We start from the raw sequence: 18075 nt of genomic DNA on the forward strand, positions 1-18075 counted from the left end.
GCTGCAACACCCGGCCCGGCCGTCTTGGCGGGGTATGCGGGGTCAGGGCTGGACGAAGACGGCGACCGTGCGTGCCGGGACCGTCAGCGTGCCCGTGGCGGAATCGAACGTCGACTGCTTCACGACGGCGTCGTCGCCGGCCGTCTGGACGGGGTGGAGCGTCACCTGGGTGCCCTTCAGTGCGGCCACGGTCTGCGGCCGCGTCTGCGGGGTCGCGTTGAAGACGACGGTGACCGACTTCCAGCGAGGGTCGATCCCCGAAGCGTCCAGGTGCATGGTCACGACGCCCGGGGTCTCCGAGGTGCCGCTGGTCGGGAAGGTGAGGCGCTTCTGCACCTCGGCCAGGCTGCCGAGGGCGAAGGCCGGGGACGATGAGCGGATTTTCAGCAGCTCCCCGTAACGGGCGCGGGTCGCGCCGATCGCCGCGCAGTCCGGCCGCAGCGCCGGGTCGGCGAGCAGTGGCTTGGCGTACTGCCACTTGTCCTCGTTGTCGGCCTTTGGGGGGAGCCCGGCGCCGAAACCGTTGCCCGCGGAGCAGTCCCAGAGCAGCCGGTTGAACCAGTCGCCGGAGTCGTAGGAGTTGCGGTCCAGCGACTTGGAACGGAGCCGCTCGCTGCCGGCGTGCACGAACGTGGTGCCCTGCGCGAGCACGGCCGTGGCCAGCGAGAGCGACTGCATGCGCACCCGGTCGGCCATGGTGGTGGCCTGCGGCAGCTTGTAGGCGAGCGCGTCGAACAGCGTCTCGTTGTCATGGGCGTCGACGTAGGTGACGACCTCGCCGGGCGAGGCGGTGTAACCGGCGGGGGAGCCGTTGTAGTCGACCTGCGAGCCCTTGACCTCCTTGCCGTTCGAGGCGGTGAAAGTGTAGTCGCGGAGGTTGCCTGTGAGCCCGACCTTGATCAGGTCCTGGTAGCCGAACAGCCGGGCCCGCCGCTGTGCCTCGTCGCCGTTGGCGGGCGACCCGTTGGGTGCCCCGGCCAGGCCCGAGCCGAAGCCCTGGATCCGCGGATCGGGATCGAACGGAGTGCCGCCGCGGACCGCGTCACGGAGCCGGTCGCTGAAGGTGCCGATCCCGGTGCCCGCCATGTTGGCCTGGGTGGCCTGCTCGAAGCGGGCGTTGTCGGCGACCTCGCCGAAGTTCCATCCCTCGCCGTACAGGATGATCGACTTACCGTCCACGCCGTCGCGGGCCACGGTCAGCCTGTCCAGGGCGGCGCGGACCGCGAGCATGTTCGCCTTGGGGTGATGGCCCATCAGGTCGAACCTGAAGCCGTCCACCTTGTACTCGCGGGCCCAGGTGACGACGGAGTCGACGACGAGCCTGCCCATCATGGTGTGCTCGGGGGCGGTGTTGGCGCAGCAGGTGGAGGTGGCCACGGTGCCGTCGTCGAGCAGCCGGTGGTAGTAGCCGGGCACGATCCGGTCGAGCACCGAGGTGGAGTCCTGGCCGGCGGCGTGGGTGTGGTTGTAGACCACGTCCATCACCACTCGCAGTCCCGCACCGTTCAGCCCGCCGACCATGCTCCGGAACTCCTCGATGCGCGAGGAGCCCTCGGGGTCGGTGGCGTAGGAGCCCTCGGGCACCGTGTAGTGCAGCGGGTCGTAGCCCCAGTTGAAGGAGTCTTTCGCCGCGGTGCGCGCGACGCAGGCCTGCTGCTCCTCGGAGTCGGGGGGCATCGAGGCCAGGTCGCAGTCGGGCTCGGTCCGTTCCGCCTTGCGCTCGGGGACCGTCGCGATGTCGAAGACGGGCAGCAGGTGCACGTGGGTCAGGCCGTCCTTGGCCAGTCCGCGCAGCTGCTTCATCCCCTCCGAGTCACCGGTGAAGGCCGAGTAGGTGCCGCGCTTGGAGGCGGGGACCGTGGTGTCGGAGGCGGAGAAGTCGCGCACGTGCAGTTCGTAGATCGACGCCTTCTCCTGTGGCACCGCGGTGGGCTTGGTGAGTGAGGACCAGCCGTCGGGCCGCAGGGAACGGTCGGACAGGTCGACGAGCTGGCTGCGGCCCGACCCTGCGGCCAGCGACAGGCTGTAGGGGTCGGTCACCTCGTTGGTGACGATCTTGCCTTCGGTGGGCACGTAGACCGTGACCAGGAAGGTGTAGTAGCGGTTCTTCCAGCTCTGTTGCCCGCGGACCGACCAGATGCCGGTGCCGTCGTCGCGCCGCATGGCGTGGACGGTGCGAGCTCCGCCGGAGGGGGCGTGGTAGAGCGCCAGCTCGACCTTGGCCGCCGTCGGCGCCCAGAGTGACAGGCTCGGCCTGCCGCCGTTCCACGAGGAGCCGAGGCCGGCGGTCGCCGCCTTGGCGTACAGGTCGTCGAGCACGCCGGGCAACTGCACGCCGGTGGCGGTCAACAGCGTGCCCGAGGCGTCGCGCTCGACGGCCACGACCTGTCCGCGCAGTGCCTTGCCGACGAGGTCGGCGTCACGCGGGTCGACCGTGAACGCGGCGTGCTCGGCCAGGTGCGGCCACTTCGCCTTCTGCGCCTCGGTGAGCGCTCCGGGAAGGAGGCGGATGATCCGGAGGTCGCCGGTCAGGTCGCCCTTGCTGTAGGCGATGTCACCTTTCTCCGAGAAGGCGAGCGAGTACCGGAGCGAGGACGACGGCTCGACCTTCCAGGCGACGGTGCCGCGGTCGATCCAGTGCGCCGAGGACTTCGACAGGTCGGCGTCCGCGCCACGGGCCGCCGGCTGTGGCAGCAGGTAACCCTCGGTGGCCGCGATCCGCCAGACCTCGTGGCCGGTCGCGGTGAGGTCCAGCGGCTGGTTGTCGGGAAGGTCTTTCTCGTCCCCCTTGTGGATGATGTAGTTCACGTTCTTGGCCCCCTCGCTCAGGGGGACGCGGAAGTAGACGCCGAAGGCGTCTTCGCCCGCGGGCTGGAGCGGGGTGGCCCACTCGGTGGGCTGGGCCACATCACCCCACAGGTGTAGTCCCCAGCCTTCATACTTCCCGTCGGGGCGGTTGTAGCGCAGGATCGCCACGTTCTCGGCCGAGGCCCGGGTCGGATGGATCTTCGCCACGCCCGAGACGACGTTGGCCTCCGGCTGGAGCGCCGGGGTGAACGACTGGTCGGGGCCGGGGTCCTTGGTGTCGCCCTTGTGGATGATGAAGTTCACCGGCGTCGAGGCGTCCTTCAGCGGGACCTTCCAGAACACGCCGTAGGAGTCGGTGCCGTCCGGCGGGCGCGGGGTGGCCCACTCGGTGGGCACCCCGTCGGCGAGTCCGTCGCCCCACAGGTGCAGGCCCCAGCCGTCGTAGTCCTTGTCCGGCCGGGTGTAGCGGATCGTCGTATGACCCTGGGCGGCCGCTTGGGACGGGTACGTCTCCGCTTTCCCCTGCGCGAGCCAGACCTCACCGTTCCTGGCGGGGTTGACGACCCTGTCGCCGCCGTCCTTCTCGTCACCCTTGTGGGCGATGATCCCGACGTTGGACGCGCCGGGCTTGAGCTTGATCCAGGCGAAACGTCCATAGGCGTCCTCGCCGGTGAGCTGGAGCGGCTCGGCCCATTCCGTGGGATTCTCGACGTCGCCCCAGACGTGCAGGCCCCAGCCGTCGTAGTCCTCGCGCTGGTAGTGAACGACCAGCCAGTCGCGCTTCACCGTGCCCGGCTCCTCGGGGGCGGGCTCGGCACCGACGGTCGCCGTCGCGCTCGCCGAGGCGAAGCGGCCCGCGGAGTCCTTCACCACGGCCTTGTACGAGATCGGTGTCCCCGCCGCGATGCCGCGCAGGTCGTGGAAGACCCGGAACGCGCGGCCCGAGGGGGTGGTGTTCGGCGCGTCGTCGGTGCCGATCGCCCGCCAGGGGCCCTCGCCCACCTTGGCGGCGAAGGTGACCTGGTCGAAGCCGGTGCCGGGCACGATCGCGACGACCGGGATCCGGCCGTCCTGCGCGGTGCCCCTGATCTCGGCTCCTGGCAGGGCGACCGAGACGGCGGGGGCCGAGGCCGGGGCGGCGAGCTTGGCGGGCGCCTTGTAGACCACCGCCGACAGGGCGGGGACGGTGAGCGCCGGTTTCGTGTCCGCGCCGGTGGTGAGCGTGGCGGCGCCCTCGCCGTACACCCTGGTGAAGGTCGCGCCCGCCGAGAAGGTGGGCGGACTCACGGTCGCGGGCTGTTCGGCGTTGTTGACCGCCACCAGATACTCGACCTGCCGGGCGGCGTCGATCCTGGAGAAGGCGTAGACGCCGCCGGAGGCGAGCCGCTCGATCTGGGCGCCGTCGGCTAGGGCCGGGTGGGCGTCGCGCAGCGCGGCCAGGGCGGAGATCCCCCGGTAGAGCGGGTGGGAGGGGACGAAGTTGTCCCTGGCGTGGGTGGAGTCGGTGCCGATCAGGTCGTCGCTCAGGTAGCTCTCGGTCCTGGAGGCGAACATGGACGCGCGGGCGTCCTGGTCGCCGCCCTTTCCGGTGAAACCCTGTTCGTCGCCGTAGTACACGACCGGCTGTCCGCGGGTGAGATACATCAGCTCGTGGGCGAGCAGCGACCTGCGCAGCAGCTCGGAGTCGGGGGCGCCGGGGTTGTCCTGGGAGACGAAGCGGCCGATGCGGCCCATGTCGTGGTTGCCGAGGAAGGTCGGCAGCGACGCGGCGTTGCCGTCGGCGTCGGTGTGATAGTCGTCTTCGGCGTACAGCCGTGCCAGCCTGGACGCGTCCGCCGTGCCGCCGCTGAAGGAACGGGCGGCCTCCTGGAACGGGAAGTCCAGGGTGGCGTTCATGCCGCCTCGGGTGGAGTATCGGCTGGTGAAGGAGGGTTCGCCCGAGTAGACCTCGCCGAACATGAAGAACCGCTTGTTGCCCTGCTGGGCCGCGTAGCCGCGCAGGGCGGGGGAGAACCTCTCCCAGAACTCCATGTTCACGTGCTTGGCGGTGTCGATGCGGAAGCCGTCGAGGCCGGTGTCGCGCACCCACGTCTTGTAGATGTCGATCATGCCCTTGACGACCTCCGGGCGCTCGGTCCACAGGTCGTCGAGGCCGAAGAAGTCGCCGTACTCGTCGTTCTCGCCGCCGCTGAAGGTGGAGTCGCCCCGGTTGTGGTACATCGTCGGGTCGTTCAGCCAGGCCGGCGTCTTGACGTTCTTCGGCGCGACCGGGGTGTACGGGAACGAGCCGGTGTCCACCTTGGGGAAGGTCTCCTCGCCCGCGTGATCGCGGTCGTCGAACGGCGTGCCGCGGGTGTCGACGTAGGGGTAGGCGCCCTTGCCGCGATACGAGTAGGTCTTCTCCGCGTAGTCGACCACGTCGGCCGTGTGGTTGGTGATGATGTCGAAGAAGACCTTCATCCCGCGCCGGTGCGCCTCGCGCACCAGCTCCTTCATCTGGGCGTTGGTCCCCAGGTGCGGGTCGATCCTGGTGAAGTCGGTGATCCAGTAGCCGTGGTAGCCAGCCGAGACGTTGGCGCCGGTGCCCTGCACGGGACGGTTCACGAACGCCGGGGTGATCCAGATCGCGGTGCTGCCCAGGTTCTTGACGTAGTCGAGCCTGCCGAGCAGGCCCTTGAGGTCGCCGCCCTGGTAGAAGCCCTTGTGCGTGGGGTCGAAGCCGGTGGTGAGCCGGTCGCCGGACAGGCCGCCCCGGTCGTTGCGGGTGTCGCCGTTGGCGAACCGGTCGGTCATCGCGAAGTAGAAGCGCTCGCGGCTCAGGTCGGTGCGGAGCGCGTCGCGGGCGAGGTCCCTGTCGGAGGGCTCGGCGGTGCGGCTGAGCGCGGAGACCACGGGATCGCCGGCCGTCGCGGGCGCACCGGACGGCACCGTGGACGGCGCTGCGGAGACCGGTGCGGTGAGGGGCGCGGACGCGGGGGAGGTGGACGCGGCGGCGGGGGGCGGGGTGGCGGCGAGAGGGTTGGCGATCAGGGCTGCCGCGAGCGCGGCGCCCGTCAGGAGGGTCGTTCTCGCGCGCCGTGGGGGGAGCGGCCAGACCACGGGGGCCTCCACGGGATGTTGTTTCGGGGGTATTGCCCGGAAGTTACTCACTAGTGATGGTCTATGCAATCCCTTGCGGCAAATTTCTGAATCCTGGCAATTCATGAGCGTCCTGACGAGATCCAGTCGAGCGACCAAAACACACAAAAAGGGATTTATAGCCCTTAAATGGTTGATATCGCCATCTGTGATCCCGTCGGAAGGTGGTCCGGCTCCTTGGGTTTGGGATGGCTTTGTAACGACTTTGCAGACTCTTGCAGAAACTTCTTCCAATGAGGTTCACGTAGGCGTAACGTCCGGCGTACTCCAGACCCCGGCCGGACGGCTCTTCGGTCCCGGCCGCCCCTTGAACACGAGGAGAAGAACATGCGGCGAGCCTTCTCGGCCGCGACGATCGTCGCGGCCCTCGCCCTGGCGGTCTCCGCCTGCGGTGGCGGTGACGCCGGCACGGCGGCCCCCGCCCAGTCCGCGGCGGCGGACCCGTCGAAGATCACCGGTGAGATCACCTGGTGGGACACCGTCAGGCCCGACAGCGAGGGCCCGACGTTCCAGGCGCTTATCAAGGACTTCCAGGCGAAGTACCCCAATATCAAGGTCAACTACGTCAACGTCCCCTCGGACCAGGCGCAGAACAAGTTCCAGACCGCGGCGCAGGCCGGCACCGGGGCGCCCGACGTGGTCCGCTCCGAGGTCGCCTGGACTCCCCAGTTCGCCTCTCTGGGCTACCTCCAGCCGCTGGACGGCACGCGCGCGGTGGAGAACGAGTCCGACTTCCTGGCCAGCCCGCTGAGCAGCACCAAGTACGAGGGCAAGTCCTACGCGGTGCCGCAGGTCACCGACACCCTGGCGCTGCTGTACAACAAGAGGCTCCTCAAGGAGGCCGGCTGGGACAAGGCGCCCACCACGGTCGAGGAGTTGAAGAAGGCCGCGCTCGATGTCAAGGAGAAGACCGGCGTCAACGGCCTCGCGCTCAACGTCGACGCCTACTTCCTGCTGCCCTTCATCTACGGCGAGGGCGGCGACCTCCTCGACGTGCAGAACAAGAAGATCACCGTCAACTCCCCGGCGAACGCGAAGGCCATGGCCTCGGTCGCCGACCTGATCACCTCCGGGGCCGCGCCCAAGCCCGCCATCCAGGACAGCTACGCCAACGCGATGACCGCCCTCAAGGACGGCAAGGCCGCGATGATCTACAACGGCCCCTGGGCTCTGGCGGAGGTCTACCAGGGCAAGGAGTTCGCCGACAAGGAGAACCTCGGCATCGCCCCCGTCCCCGCGGGGTCGGTCAAGGCGGGCGCACCCACCGGCGGCTGGAACTACGCCATCTACGCCGGTTCCAAGAACCTGGACGCCTCCTACGAGTTCGTCCGTTTCATGAGCACCCCCGAGGCCCAGGCCAAGGTCGCCAAGGAGATCGGTCTCCTGCCGACCCGCCTCTCCGCCTACGACAACCCTGACGTCCAGGGCAACAAGGACGTCGCCACCTTCAAGCCGATCATCGACACCGCGGTCGCGCGCCCGTGGATCCCCGAGGGCGGCCAGCTTTTCCAGCCGCTTCTGGAGAGCTACCAGTCCCTGGTCGGCGGTAAGACCACGCCCGAGGACATGGTCAAGACGGTGGACGAGAAGTACCGCGGCATCTTCAAGGACTGGAGCTGATCCGTGGCGACTTCCACTGGACGTGTGACCGGCACGGCCAGGGACCGGGCCGCGGGCGCCGCTGACGGTGCCCGCGGCCGGGGCCGCCCCAAGAAGGTCGGTCCGATCCGGCGGTCGATGTCGCAGCACTGGTACGCCTGGGCCATGGTGGCCCCGGTTGTCGTGGTCACCGCCGTCCTGATCGGATGGCCGCTGGTCCGGGGTGTGTATCTGTCCCTGACCGACGCCACCGAGGCCACGATGGGGCGGACGATCGGCGTCAACGTCATCCCCTCGACCTACGAGTTCATCGGGATCGGCAACTACCTCGACATCCTCAGCGGTGGCTTGTTCTGGGACAAGCTGACCTGGACGGTCATCTGGACCGTCGCCTGTGTCGGGCTGCACTACGGTCTCGGCCTCGGTCTGGCCCTGCTGCTCAACCGGAAGTTGCGCTTCCGCTCCGCCTACCGGCTGATGCTGATCCTGCCGTGGGCGATCCCTCCCTTCGTCGCCGCCTTCATCTGGCGCTACCTCTACAACAGCGACTTCGGCGTCATCAACGCGATGCTGAAGGTCACGGGACTGGGCGCGGTCGGCTGGCTCGACGACCCGACCACGGCGAAGATCGCGGTCATCGCGGTCAACGTCTGGGTGGGCGTGCCGTTCATGATGGTGGCCCTGCTGGGCGGGCTCCAGTCGATCCCCGGTGAGCTCTACGAGGCGGCCGAGGTGGACGGCGCCACGCCGTGGCAGCGCTTCCGCCACATCACCGTCCCCGGCCTGCGAACCGTCTCCAGCACCATCGTCCTGCTGGGCACGATCTGGACGTTCAACATGTTCCCGTTGATCTTCCTGATCACAGGCGGAGGTCCGGGCAGTTCCACGGAGATCCTGGTGACCTACGCCTACCGTGAGGCCTTCACCGGCATCCGCAACTACTCGGGTTCGGCGGCATGGGGAGTGATCATCCTTCTGCTTCTCGTCGTGATGGCCCTGGTCTACCGCCGCGCGCTGCGCAAGCAAGGGGAGGTCTGGTGAGCACCGTCACGGCAGGTTCCGCGAGGCGCGGGCGCGCACGCGGCCGCGAGGAGCGCGGCATCGGCAGCTCGATCCTGCTGCACGGGACGCTGATCATCGCGTCCGTCATCTCGCTGTTCCCCATCGTGTGGCTGATCTTGACCTCGCTCAAGCCACGCGACGGCTGGCTCTCCAGCGAACTGAAGTTCTTCGACAACTCCTCGTTGGACAACTACGTCCGTGTGCTGACCGAGACACAGTTCCCGGCCTGGTTGCTCAACTCCGTGATCATCGCGGGGCTGACCACGATCATCGGTGTGTTCCTGGCCTCCACGACCGGGTACGCCATCAGCCGCTTCCGCTTCCCCGGCTATCGCGGTGTCATGTGGATGCTGCTGATCACCCAGATGTTCCCGGTGGCGATCCTGATCGTGCCGCTCTACAACCTGATGGCGGGCCTTGGCCTGCTCAACCAGATTCCGGGACTGGTCATCGCCTATATGACCGTGGCGGTGCCGTTCTGCGCGTGGATGATGAAGGGCTACTTCGACTCCATCCCGCGCGAGATCGACCAGGCCGGCATGATCGACGGACTGACCCCGTTCGGCGTGTTCTGGCGGGTTATCCTGCCGCTGGCCCGGCCCAGCATCGCGGTCACCGCGTTCTACTCCTTCATGACAGCCTGGGGTGAGGTCGCCTACGCCTCGGTCTTCATGACGGGGGACGACAAGCGCACCCTCGCCGCCGGTCTGCAGCAGTTCGTCGGGCAGTTCTGGGCCGATTGGGGCCTGCTCACCGCCTCGGCGGTGTTGATCGCGCTGCCCGCGTCGATCGTCTTCCTGCTCGTTCAGCGGCATCTGGTCGCCGGACTTACCGCCGGTGCCACGAAGTCGTAACACCATCGTGCTACTACATCCTGGTATGTCATCTGATCGGGGGATTTAACATGACTGAGCTTGTCCGGACGGACAGCGGCGCCGGAACCGTCACCCGGTGGTGGCGTGACGCGGTGATCTACCAGATCTACGTCCGCAGCTTCGCCGACGGTAACGGCGACGGCGTGGGAGACCTGCTCGGCGTGCGCGACAGGCTCCCCTACCTGGCCGACCTCGGGGTCGACGCGATCTGGCTCACCCCGTTCTTCACCTCGCCGATGGCCGACTTCGGCTACGACGTGGCCGACTACCGGGACGTCGACCCCATCTTCGGGTCGCTCGCCGACGCCGGGGCGCTGATCGAGGACGCGCACCGGCACGGCCTGCGGGTCATCGTGGACGTGGTGCCCAACCACACCTCCGACCGGCACGCGTGGTTCCTGGAGGCCCTGGCGGCGCCTCCGGGAGACCCCGCGCGTGAGCGCTACATCTTCCGCCGAGGCAGGGGCGCCGATGGGGAGCTGCCGCCCAACGACTGGGAGTCGGTCTTCGGCGGCCCCGCGTGGACCCGGCTGCCCGACGGCGAGTGGTACCTCCACCTGTTCGCCCCGCAGCAGCCCGACCTGAACTGGGAGAACCCCGAGGTCCACGCGGAGTTCGAGTCGATCCTGCGGTTCTGGCTCGACATGGGCGTGGACGGCTTCCGCGTCGACGTCGCCCACGGCATGGTCAAGGCCGACGGCCTGCCCGACGTCGGCCACGCCGACCAGGTCGGGATGATCGGCACCGAGGTGGTGCCGTTCTTCGACCAGGACGGCGTGCACGAGATCCATCGCGCCTGGCGCAAACTGCTCGACTCCTACCCGGGGGAGCGGATCGGCGTCGCCGAGGCGTGGGCGCCGTCCTCGCAGCGGCTGGCCAACTACGTCCGCCCCGACGAGATGCACCAGGCGTTCAACTTCCACTTCCTCGTCACCCCCTGGGAGGCCGCTCCGTTCCGCGCGGTCATCCAGGAGTCGCTCACGACGGCGGGGACGGTCGGCGCGCCGTCCACCTGGGTGCTTTCCAACCACGACGTCAAACGCCATCTCACCAGGTACGGCGGCGGCGAGATCGGCCTGCGCCGCTCCCGCGCGGCCGCCCTGCTGACGCTCTCCCTGCCCGGCTCGGCCTACGTCTACCAGGGCGAGGAACTCGGGCTGCCCGAGGTCCTCGACCTGCCGGAGGAGTTCCAGCGCGACCCGCAGCGCCTGCGCAACCCCGAGCACGGGCGCGACGGCTGCCGGGTGCCGCTCCCGTGGGCCGGCGACGAGCCGCACTTCGGCTTCAGCCTGCCCGGCGCCGAGGTGACCTGGCTGCCCATGCCGCCCTCCTGGGGGCTGCTCAGCGTCGCCTCCCAGCTCGACGACCCGCTCTCCACGCTGAACCTCTACCGGGAGGCGCTGAGGATCAGACGCGAGCGCCGCTCCTTCGACGACGCCCCGCTCACCTGGCTCGACTCCCCGGAGGGCACTCTCGCCTTCTCCAGGGGCGAAGGCTTCGCCTGCACGCTCAACCTCACCGGCGAGCCCGTGGAACTGCCCGCCCCCGGGCGGATCCTGCTGGCCAGCGCGGAAACGGCCGTCGAGGACGGCGTGGTGCGGCTCGCCCCCGACTCCGCCGTCTGGTGGGAACCCGATGTCGCATAGCACCGGGCAGCTCGGCACCGGCGGCACCGCGAGACTGACCGACATCGCCGCGCAGGCCGGGGTGAGCGAGGCCACGGTCAGCCGGGTGCTCAACGGCAAGCCGGGCGTGTCGGCCGTCACCCGGCAGGCGGTGCTGACGGCCCTGGACCTGATGGGCTACGAGCGCCCCCAGCGGCTGCGCCAGCGCAGCAACGGTCTGATCGGCCTGGTCACTCCCGAGCTGGACAACCCGATCTTCCCCGCCTTCGCCCAGGCCTTCGAGAAGACGCTCACCCAGCACGGTTACACCCCGGTGCTGTGCACCCAGTTGCCCGGCGGGGCGGTCGAGGACGAGTTCACCGAGGTTCTCGTGGAGCGCGGGGTGAGCGGCATCATCTTCGTCTCCGGGCTGCACGCCGACATCACCGCGCGATCGGACCGCTACACCCAGCTGATCGGGCAGGGCGTGCCGATCGTCCTGCTCAACGGGCACGCCACCGACGTGCCTGCCCCGTTCATCTCCCCGGACGACCGGGCCGCGGCCCGGCTGGCCGTGCAGCATCTGGCCGACCTCGGGCACGAGCGCATCGGTCTCGCCGTCGGTCCCAGCCGGTTCGTGCCGGTGATCAGGAAGATCGAGGGGTATCGGCAGGCGATGTCGCAGTTGCTCGGTGTGACAGAGGTCGACGAGTGGATCTCGCATTCGTTGTTCTCGGTGGAGGGGGGTCAGGCGGCCGCGGCGCAGTTGCTGGCGCGGGGGTGTACGGGCATCGTGTGCGCCTCTGACCTGATGGCGTTGGGTGCGATCCGGGCCTGCCGGGATCGAGGGCTCTCGGTGCCGGGGGAGGTGTCGGTGGTGGGGTTCGACGACTCGCCGTTGATCGCGTTCACCGACCCGCCGCTCACCACCGTGCGCCAGCCGGTCCAGTCGATGGTGACCGCCGCCGTCCACACCCTCCTGGAGACCATCGCCGGCACACCGGGACAGCACTCCGAACTGATCTTCCAGCCCGAGTTCATCGTCAGGGGGTCGACGGGATCCGGTCCCAAGGTGCTCCGGTGACGGCCTGACCCCCACCCTCCCCCGTCGCTCGAATCCATCACCTCCCTTCCCCCTAGGGGGCCGGTGTCATCTCCGGTCCCTCTCCTCGCCATGCGCCTCACCCGGATCGCTCGCGGTCCGGGCTCTCACTCTCGTTCGATCCATCGATCTCGCGCCCGCCCAGGAGGTCGGCATGAGTGTGTACGCCCCGGCTCCTCCCACCGTTCCCCAGTTGCTCGCGGCACGGGCGGAGACCGATCCCGACCGCCCCGCCCTCGCCGTCGGTGAGCCCGCGGACGGGTCGGGCGACCTCACCTTCGGCCAGTGGGAACGGCGCTCCAACGCCGCCGCCCGCGGCCTGCTCTCGCGCGGGCTCGGTCCGGGAGGCCGCGTCGGCCTGCTGTTCGGCGGGGACGAGTGGCCCGCCTTCGCCGTCGCCTTCTGCGCCGTGCTCAAGGTCGGCGGGGTCGCGGTGCCGCTCTCCGCCCGACTCGGCGACCATGAGATACGCGACACCCTGCGGCGTTGCGCCGCCGTGGGCGTGCTACACGGGCGGCAGGTCCCCGCGCTCGCCGACAGGGACCCCGGCCGGTGGTGGTCACCGGTGCCGGACAACGGCGACGGCTCGCCGATCGGCGGCGTCGAGGTACGGGCGGACGACCTCGCTCAGATCATCTACACCTCCGGCACGACCGACACCCCCAAGGGCGTCGGTGCCACCCACGCCAACCTGACCCACGGCCGCCCGCTTCGTCCTCACCGCCGGGCCTACGCCCACTCTGAGCGCTTCCTGCACGCCTTCCCCATCGGGACGAACGCCGCGCAGATGATGCTGATGGACGCCCTCACCGCCCACCCGGCCGCGCTTACCCTCCCGGGATTCGAGCCCGAGGAGTTCTGCCGCCTCATCGAGACCCACCGTGTGGGCACCGTCTTCCTCGTCCCGTCCATGGCCATCGAACTGCTCGGTTCCGGCGCCCATCGCAGACACGACCTGTCCCGGGTGCTGCTGCTCAGCTCCTCGGCCGCCGCGCTGCCCCCGTCCGTCGCCCAGGACCTGGCCGTCGCCTTCCCCGGGGCGACGCTGGTCAACTACTACACCTCGACCGAGGCGGTCCCCGCCCAGACCACCATGATCGTCGATCCCGCCAGGCCCACCTCCCTGGGCCGCGCCACCGACCTCGGTGACCTGCGCATCCTCGGAGAGAACGGGGAGAGGCTACCCGTGGGTGAGACGGGCGAGGTCTGGCTCCGCTCCCCGGCGCCGCCGCGCTCCTACGTGGGCGACCCCGAGGGCAGCGCGCTGGTCTTCCGCGACGGCTGGGTCCGGATGGGCGATGTCGGCCACCTCGACGCCGACGGCTACCTCTACCTGTCGGACAGGGAGACGGACGTCATCAAGTCGGGCGCACTGAAGGTCTCGACCGTGCGGATCGAGGCGGTCCTGCACGAGCACCCCGCGGTGGCGGAGGCCGCCGTCGTCGGCGTTCCCCACCCCGTGATGGGCGCGCTGCCCGCCGCCGCCGTACGGCTGGCCTACCCGGTGCCGATGGACGAGATCCGCGACTTCCTGTCCGGGCGGCTGGCCCGTCACGAGTTGCCGACCAGGATCGTGCCGGTCGAGGCGTTCCCCCGCAACGACCTCGGAAAGATCCTGAAGTCCGGGGTGCGCGAACTGTTCGCCGCGCGGGGCCGCCGGGTCCCGCTGACCGCGGGGCAGGCCGGAGCGCCGGCCCGCGGGGAGACGGTCCGGGTGGCGATGCGGGTGCGCGACACCGTCGACCCGGGGATCCTGCGCAGGGCGCTCCGCGAGGTCGCCGCCGCCCACGAGGCACTGAGGCTCAGCTTCCCGGTGCTGGACGGCGCCCGCGTCGCCGAGATCGCGCCGGAGGCGGAGCCGGAACTCATCCGCGTCCCGGCGGAGGCCGCCGTCGAGTACGAGCTGTCCCGGGGGTTCGACCTCGAAAGGGGACCGCTGCTCAGGACGATCCTCACCGATCTCACCTCCGATGGGTCCCTGCTGGTGCTCTGCGCCTCCGCGCTGGCCTGTGACGACTGGTCACTCGAGACGGTCCTGTACGAGCTCGGCACCGCCTACGCCGCGGCTCTCGCCGGGCGTACGGCGCCGGCCCCGCCGGCCGCCGTGAGCTACGCCGACTGGGCCGCCACCCGCCCTCCGGTCCCCGGCCTCCCGCCGACTCGGGTCCCGTCGCGGCTCCCGCACGTCCAGGCCGGTGTCGCCGGGACATCCGGCTTCAGCCTGCCGCCCGAGACGGCAGGGCGGCTGCGGCAGGTGGCGCGGGCCCGCCGGGTGGCGCCCGCCGAGGTGGCTCTGGCCTGCTGGGCGGCCACGCTGTCGCGGAGTGGGGACCTGCCCGAGCCGACGGTGCTCGTGCGCGAGCCGGGGCGCTCGGAACCCGCCCACGCCACCCTGGTCGGCCCGCTCGCGCTGGACGTGCCCGTCCGGATCACGATCCCCGGCGACCCCGTCGATCCCGTCGCGCTGATCGGCCTCGCAGAAGCGGTGCCGGAGGCGGTGGAGCATGCCGGCCGGTTCCGTTTCGAAGGCTTCCGTCCTGAGCCGTACCTGCCCGGCCTGAAGTCCGAACCGTACCCGCTGCCCGTGGCCCCGCCCGCCGACGGCCGCCCGTCCCTCACCCTCATCGAACAGCTGGACGGATCCATGTCCGGCGTCTGCGCGGGGCCCGCCGCCGATGACCTCGGCCGGGATTTCCAGCGACTGTGCGACCTTCTCGCTCCCTGATCGACTCCTTGACTCCCCCTGATGAGTTCGCTCCGCCGAGCCCTCATCTGAGATCGGAAGTGATGTCAGTGACGTCCGAAATCGTCTCCGCACCCGTTCGGGCCTCGCTCGCCCAGCAGGGAATCTGGTTCAACGAACGGCTGGGCGGCATCGGGACCGTCTACACGATGCCGTTCTCCGTCACCTTCGACGGCCCGCTCGACGCGGTCGCCCTCGCCGCCGCATGGGAGGGGCTCGTCGCCCGCCATTCCGTTCTGGCCCGCGCGGTCGAGGAGCGGCAGGGCGTGCCCTATCTGATCCCCGCCGTCCCACCTGAACTGCGGGTGGTGGACACCTCGAGGGAACGGATCGAGGAACTGGTGCGGGCCGAGATCCTGCGCCCCTTCGACCTGGCCGCCGGCCCCCTGGCGCGGGCGGTCCTGTACCGGGAGGGCGCGGGGAGGGCGACGCTGCTGGTTGTGGCACACCACATCGTCTTCGACGGCGAGTCCACCTCGGTGTTCCTGCGCGACCTCGCCGAGCTCTACCGGGCCGAGGTCACCGGAACCCCCGCCGACCTGCCCGAGCTGCGTCAGGAGGAGCCGGAAGTCGGGCGGATCGAAGCGGGGCTCTCCTTCGCCAGGGAGTTCTGGAACTCGCGGTGGCGCCAGCCGGCGGAGGTGACCCTGCCGGGCCTGTCGGGGGAGACGGCCACCTCGGCCGGGGGCGCGTCCGAGGGCGCGGTCGTGGAGTTCGCGCTGGCGGACGAGGCACGGCAGGCACTGACCCGCGTGTCGGAGGAGATCGGAGCCAGCAGGTTCGAGATCGTGCTCGCCTCGCTGCACGCGCTCCTGTACCGGTACGGCAACACCGAGCCGACCGTCGCGGTCGATCTGGGCACCCGATCGCCGGAGACCCGCCGGCACCTCGGCGCCTTCGTCAACGAGTTGCCTGTCACGGCCAGGATTCAGCCGGACTGGAGTTTCCGCCGGTTCGTCACCGACCAGCGGTTCGGCTACGGACTCCGCTCCGACCTGCGTGGTCTCTACCGGGTCAGGCAGGTGCCGCTGTCGCGGGCGGTCAGCGGCGTACGGCCCGGCGTCTCACTCGCGCCGGTCTCGCTCGGCTACCGCAGGCGCGAGGCCGAGCCCGCCTTCCTCGGCGTGGACGCCCATGTGGAGTGGGCGCTGTTCAACCACATGGTCCGCGGCGCCATGCGCGTGCACATCGTGGACGGGCCGGACCGGTTCGGCGTCGCGCTCCAGTACGACCCGCGGGCGATGGGCCGTGACGACGCCGAGCGGGTCGCCGCCCACTGGCGGACGCTGCTCGCCGCGGTGACGGCCGAACCGGACGCGCCCCTGGCCGGGCTGCCGCTGCTCGGCGCCGAGGAGACCGGGCTGCTGCTGTCGGACTGGAACGACACAGCGGTCGACTACCCCGAGCTCACCCTGCCCGAGCTGGTGGCCGCGCAGGCGGCCCGTACCCCGGACGCCACGGCCGTCGAGTGCGGCACGGACTCGATGACCTACGCGGAGCTCAGCGCGGCCACCGACCGCCTGGCCGTGCGGCTGCGCGCCGAGGGGGTGGGCCAGGGGAGGCTGGTCGCGATCTGCGCGGAGTACTCGCAGGCGACCCTGGTCGGGCTGCTGGCCGTGGCGCGAGCCGGAGGAGCCTACCTGCCGCTCGACCCCGGACACCCCGAGGAGCGGCTCCGTTTCGTGCTGGAGGACTCCGGTGCCGGGCTGCTCCTGACCGATCTCGCGACACGGGATCGCCTGGCCGGATTCGAGCTCCCCACCCTCGTCCTCGAAGACCCGGGTGCCCCGGCCGAGGCGGAGGAGCCGGCCGGTCTCGGCCGGCCGGCGCCGGAGGATCTCGCCTATGTCATCTATACCTCCGGCTCCACCGGGCGCCCGAAGGGCGTGGAGATCCCGCACCGGGCCCTGACCAACCTGCTGCTCGCCATGCGCGACCGGCTCGGCTCCCGCAGGGGGGACGGCTGGCTCGCCCTCACCTCACTGTCGTTCGACATCTCCGCGCTGGAGCTCTACCTGCCGCTGATCACCGGTGGCCGGGTCGTCATCGTCTCCGGCGCCACCGCCAGGGACGGGCGCGAACTCGTCAGGATCGCCGGGTGCGGGGTGACCCACGTGCAGGCCACCCCGTCAGGCTGGCGGATGCTGCTCGACTCCGGGTTCGACCTGCCGCACGTGACGGCGCTGGCCGGTGGGGAGGCGCTGCCCGCCCCGCTGGGTCGCGAGATTCTGCGCAGGACCGGCCGTCTGATCAACGTCTACGGTCCCACCGAGACGACGATCTGGTCGATGAGCGCGGAGATCACCGAACCTGTCACGACGGTGCCGATCGGCGAGCCGCTCGCCAACACCCGGGTCCATGTGCTCGACGAGCGGCTTGGCCTGCTCCCGATCGGGGTGCCGGGTGAGCTCTGCATCGCGGGCGACGGCCTCGCCGATGGCTACCGGAACCGGCCCGAGTTGACCGCGGAGCGGTTCGCGGACGATCCGTTCGGCCCCGGGCGGCTCTACCGCACCGGCGACCGAGTGCTCAGGAGGGCCGACGGCCTGATCGAGTTCATCGGCAGACTGGACGACCAGATCAAGCTCCGAGGTCACCGCATCGAGCCGGGTGAGATCGAGGCCCGGCTGCTCGAACACCCTCAAGTCCGCCGCGCGGCCGTGCTCGCCAGGCAGGACGACAAGGGCGAGCGACGGCTCGTCGCCTACTTGGAGGCCGAGGCCGTCCCCGGTGACCTGCGGGAGCACTGCGCGAGGACGCTCCCTTCGTACATGATCCCGAGCGACTTCGTGTGCCTGTCCCCGCTGCCGCTCACCGCGAACGGCAAGCTCGACCGGAGCGCGCTGCCCGCCCCCGAGTGGGCGGGAGAGCGGGAGGCGAGGGCGGGCTCGGCGGGGCCGGTCACCTACACCGGCGTGGCCGCCGAACTCCACGAGATCTGGTGCGAGGTGCTGGGGGTGGCGGAGGTCGGTCCTGAAGAGGACCTGTTCGAGCTGGGCGGGCACTCGCTCACCATCACCCAGATCGCCTCCCGCGTCCGCCTGCGCCTGGGCGCCGACCTGCCGCTCCACGTCTACTACAACGACTCCACGATCCAGGCGGTCGCCGCCGCGGTCGAGCGCCTGTGCGGAGAGGGCTGAGCAC

At 70.2% G+C, this 18075-nt stretch carries 8 protein-coding genes; 7 read left to right on the forward strand and 1 reads right to left on the reverse strand.

Going from position 1 to position 18075, the window contains the following annotated elements; translation table 11 throughout:
- Positions 1 to 42: 42 nt before the first annotated feature.
- Positions 43 to 5907, reverse strand: coding sequence for a pullulanase-type alpha-1,6-glucosidase (pulA, locus tag ACFY3D_RS23875; RefSeq protein WP_389982675.1), 5865 nt, complete (start codon positions 5905 to 5907; stop codon positions 43 to 45).
- A 366-nt stretch (positions 5908 to 6273) separates the two neighbouring features.
- On the opposite strand from pulA, the gene ACFY3D_RS23880 reads away from it, so the two are divergent.
- From ACFY3D_RS23880 to ACFY3D_RS23910, 7 genes are all read left to right on the forward strand, one after another.
- A complete protein-coding gene (locus ACFY3D_RS23880; RefSeq protein ID WP_389982678.1) occupies positions 6274 to 7566 on the forward strand; it encodes an extracellular solute-binding protein in 1293 nt (430 codons plus the stop codon).
- Positions 7567 to 7569: 3 nt separating this feature from the next.
- On the forward strand, positions 7570 to 8586 hold the full coding sequence (locus tag ACFY3D_RS23885; protein ID WP_389982681.1) for a carbohydrate ABC transporter permease: 1017 nt from the start codon (positions 7570 to 7572) through the stop codon (positions 8584 to 8586).
- Positions 8583 to 9461, forward strand: a complete 879-nt coding sequence (locus ACFY3D_RS23890; RefSeq protein ID WP_389982684.1) for a sugar ABC transporter permease — start codon at positions 8583 to 8585, stop codon at positions 9459 to 9461. The genes ACFY3D_RS23885 and ACFY3D_RS23890 overlap by 4 nt, the downstream gene beginning before the upstream one ends.
- A gap of 50 nt (positions 9462 to 9511) precedes the next feature.
- A complete protein-coding gene (locus ACFY3D_RS23895; RefSeq protein WP_389982688.1) occupies positions 9512 to 11128 on the forward strand; it encodes a glycoside hydrolase family 13 protein in 1617 nt (538 codons plus the stop codon).
- Positions 11118 to 12170: a LacI family DNA-binding transcriptional regulator gene (locus ACFY3D_RS23900; RefSeq protein ID WP_389982691.1), complete on the forward strand. Its 1053-nt coding sequence runs from the start codon at positions 11118 to 11120 to the stop codon at positions 12168 to 12170. The genes ACFY3D_RS23895 and ACFY3D_RS23900 overlap by 11 nt, the downstream gene beginning before the upstream one ends.
- Before the next feature lie 172 nt (positions 12171 to 12342).
- A complete protein-coding gene (locus tag ACFY3D_RS23905) occupies positions 12343 to 14913 on the forward strand; it encodes an AMP-binding protein (RefSeq protein ID WP_389982694.1) in 2571 nt (856 codons plus the stop codon).
- Positions 14914 to 14975: 62 nt separating this feature from the next.
- Positions 14976 to 18071, forward strand: a complete 3096-nt coding sequence (locus ACFY3D_RS23910; RefSeq protein ID WP_389982697.1) for an amino acid adenylation domain-containing protein — start codon at positions 14976 to 14978, stop codon at positions 18069 to 18071.
- The last annotated feature ends 4 nt before the right edge of the window (positions 18072 to 18075 follow it).

Origin of the sequence: Streptosporangium sp. NPDC000509, from assembly GCF_042898365.1 — a bacterium.
In the GTDB taxonomy this organism is placed as follows: Bacteria; Actinomycetota; Actinomycetes; order Streptosporangiales; family Streptosporangiaceae; genus Streptosporangium.

Coding starts and splice junctions, on each gene's coding strand:
- ACFY3D_RS23880 (WP_389982678.1), top strand. CDS start 6,274: ATGCGGCGAGCCTTCTCGGCCGCGACGATCGTCGCGGCCCTCGCCCTG.
- ACFY3D_RS23905 (WP_389982694.1), top strand. CDS start 12,343: ATGAGTGTGTACGCCCCGGCTCCTCCCACCGTTCCCCAGTTGCTCGCG.
- ACFY3D_RS23895 (WP_389982688.1), top strand. CDS start 9,512: ATGACTGAGCTTGTCCGGACGGACAGCGGCGCCGGAACCGTCACCCGG.
- ACFY3D_RS23910 (WP_389982697.1), top strand. CDS start 14,976: ATGTCAGTGACGTCCGAAATCGTCTCCGCACCCGTTCGGGCCTCGCTC.
- ACFY3D_RS23900 (WP_389982691.1), top strand. CDS start 11,118: ATGTCGCATAGCACCGGGCAGCTCGGCACCGGCGGCACCGCGAGACTG.